This is a genomic window from Pseudomonas sp. PS01299, assembly GCF_029960145.1.
Taxonomy (GTDB): Bacteria; Pseudomonadota; Gammaproteobacteria; order Pseudomonadales; family Pseudomonadaceae; genus Aquipseudomonas; species Aquipseudomonas putida_A.
Window position 1 is genome coordinate 1 of record NZ_JASCPO010000407.1, and the last position, 2,960, is coordinate 2,960.

The following is a 2,960-nucleotide window of genomic DNA, read 5'->3' on the forward strand; positions in this document are numbered from 1 at the left end:
ATCCCCTGTGGGAGCGGGCTTGCCCGCGAAGGCGGAGTGTCAGCCGCCATCAATGTTGAATGTGCCGCCGCATTCGCGAGCAAGCCCGCTCCCACAGTTTTGAACCGTATTGCCAACTCAGGAATTGATTGCCATGAACTACACCAACCCAAGCAAGCTGCAAGCCGCGATCCTCGACTGGGCCGGCACCGTGGTCGATTTCGGCTCGTTCGCACCGACGCAGATCTTCGTCGAAGCCTTCGCCGAGTTCGACGTTCAGGTGTCCATCGAAGAAGCCCGTGGCCCGATGGGCATGGGCAAGTGGGATCACATTCGTACCCTGTGCGATCAGCCGCAGGTCGCCGAGCGTTATCGCAAAGCGTTCGGCCGCACCCCGACCGACGACGACGTGACCGCGATCTACAACCGCTTCATGCCGCTGCAGATCGAGAAGATCGCCGAGCACTCGGCGCTGATTCCCGGCGCGCTGGAAACCATTGCCAACCTGCGTCAGCAAGGGATCAAGATCGGTTCCTGCTCCGGCTACCCGAAACAGGTGATGGACAAGGTTGTGGCCCTCGCTGCCACTAACGGCTACGTTGCCGACCACGTGGTCGCCACCGACGAAGTGCCGAACGGTCGCCCATGGCCGGCCCAGGCTCTGGCCAACGTGATTGCGTTGGGCATCGATGATGTCGCGGCCTGCGTGAAGATCGACGACACCGTGCCGGGCATCCTCGAAGGCCGTCGCGCCGGGATGTGGACCGTGGCGCTGATCTGCTCGGGCAACGCGCTGGGCCTGGATTACGCCGGCTACCGAGCACTGGGCAGCGACGAACTGGCCAGCGAACGTAAACGCATCCACGCGCTGTTCGCCGATTCGCGCCCGCATTACATGATCGACACCATCAGCGACCTGCCGGAAGTGATTGCCGACATCAACAAGCGTCTGGCCAACGGTGAGATGCCGCAATCGAGCTGATTGCTTCTTTTGTCAAAACAACAAAAAACGCCAGGGTCTTCGCGACGCTGGCGTTTTTTTTATGGCTGAAGCCTTGAGTCAGCGCAGTGAAACTCCGATCAGCCTCAGGCAAATCCGCCAAAGCGGATTACAGTTAAAGCATGCCGTCGCACAAGAACGGCACGTGGCGACCCTGATCTGTGAGGAAACACCGTATGCCGTGGACAAGTTCCGAATCCCGCTACAGCACCGTGTCCGTGCTGTTGCACTGGCTGATGCTGGTCCTGTTGGTGCTGGTATACGCCAGCATGGAGCTACGCGGGATCTTTCCCAAAGGCAGTGGCGGCCGCTCGCTGATCCGCGAAGTGCACTACATGCTCGGCCTGACCGTGTTCGTGCTGGTGTGGTTTCGCCTCGTAGCGCGCAGCATCGGCCCGGCACCGAAAATCTTCCCGGCCTCGCCACAATGGCAGACTCTGCTGGCGCGGGTGATGCACTGGTTGTTGTACCTGTTCATGATCAGCATGCCGATTCTTGGCTGGCTGATTACCAGCGCCGAGGGGCATCAGGTGATGTTCTACGGTTTCGATCTGCCATTGCTGGTTCATGAAGACAAGGCCTTCGCCAAGCAGGTTGAGCACTGGCACGTGTTGATCGGCAATATCGGCTACTGGCTGATCGGCCTGCATGCGCTGGCGGGGCTTTATCACCATTATGTGGTGGGCGATAACACCTTGCTGCGGATGATGCCCAAGCGCGCGGAACGCTGAGGCCCAGTTTTGTCCATGCCTTGTGGTGAGGGGATTCATCCCCGATGGGGCGCGTAGCGGCCCTGAAAGAAAGGGCTGCTGCGCCGCCCATCGGGGATGAATCCCCTCGCTACAAAACCATTCACGCTAAATCCTGGTGAATCCGCGGCGCCCCTGCAAGCCACCGGTATGCACGAAGATCAGCCGCGTGCCGTGCTCGAACCTGCCCGCTTCAACCTGCTGCTTCAGCGCCAATAACGCCTTGCCGGTGTACAGCGGCTCCAGCGGAACGCCGCTACTGCGCTCAGTGCTCTCGATGAACTCAAGCAACACCGGATCGACCTTGGCGAACCCACCGCGGCTCGCGTCGAACAACGCGTAGTCCGCCACAGCAAGCCCCGACTCCTGAACAATCGCCTCAACCTGCGGTGCCACGCCATGATCCTCGGGCACCGCCAGAGCGCCGTACACCGGATGTGCACCCGCCTCGGCGAGCACCAGCCCCGCCAGGGTCGTCCCGGTGCCGCAGGCCAGCCACCAGCCGTGGAAATCGCTCCAGCCCAGATTGTTCAGTTGCGTGATCACCTGCTCCTTGAGCGCTTTGCAGCCCAAGGCACCGGCCAATCCGCCGCCACCCTCTGGCACTGCGTGCAGATTCGGGAACTGCGCCTGCCAGGGCTCCCAGAATCCGGGCTCATGCCGCGCCCGATAGCCACCGTAACCGAGCCAGTGCAGTTGCATGCCGAACGCCTGCAGGTCCTCAACCGTGGGCGTCTGCTGTGGATGGCCACGCAACAGCCCAACGGTTTCGAAACCCAGACGCTTGCCAGCCGCCGCCAGCGCATGCAGATGATTGGAATGCGCGCCACCAAGGCTGATGATGCCCTGCGCGCCGGCGCGGTCGGCAGCCTTGAGGTGTTCGGTGAGTTTGAACCATTTGTTGCCGCTGATCAGCGGGTCGATCTGGTCGAGGCGCAGGATGGCGACCTCGATTCCGGCGTTGGTGAGCCAGTCGAGTTGAAGCAATTCGAGGGGGGCTTGGGGTAGCCAGTTGGCGGGAGGAAGAAGCATGGGCGACTGATCATTCGAGGCAGAGCCGGCATTCTAGTCGCTCACAGGACGCCATCGCGAGCAGGCTCACTCCTACAGGATCCGCGGCATGCATAAATTCTGCGAACACCACAAATCTACTGTGGGAGCGGGCTTGCTCGCGAATGCGGTCTGTCAGTCATTGCATAGGTCAACTGACACGACGCCTTCGCGAGCAAGCC

The 2,960-nt window shown here is 61.4% G+C and carries 3 protein-coding genes; 2 read left to right on the forward strand and 1 reads right to left on the reverse strand.

Annotated features, from left to right (window positions below; genetic code table 11):
* The first annotated feature begins 133 nt into the window (after positions 1 to 133).
* Together phnX and QMX91_RS30365 are read left to right on the forward strand one after the other, a co-directional pair.
* Entirely contained in the window at positions 134 to 961 is an 828-nt protein-coding gene (gene phnX, locus QMX91_RS30360; RefSeq protein ID WP_007961173.1) for a phosphonoacetaldehyde hydrolase, read from the forward strand.
* Between the two features lie 194 nt (positions 962 to 1,155).
* The gene (locus QMX91_RS30365) at positions 1,156 to 1,710 is read left to right on the forward strand and encodes a cytochrome b (RefSeq protein WP_282413849.1); all 555 of its coding nucleotides are present in this window, start codon (positions 1,156 to 1,158) and stop codon (positions 1,708 to 1,710) included.
* Positions 1,711 to 1,836: 126 nt separating this feature from the next.
* Here the strand turns inward: QMX91_RS30365 and QMX91_RS30370 are convergent, their stop codons facing one another.
* Positions 1,837 to 2,760, reverse strand: coding sequence for a pyridoxal-phosphate dependent enzyme (locus tag QMX91_RS30370; protein WP_210557605.1), 924 nt, complete (start codon positions 2,758 to 2,760; stop codon positions 1,837 to 1,839).
* Positions 2,761 to 2,960: the final 200 nt, after the last annotated feature.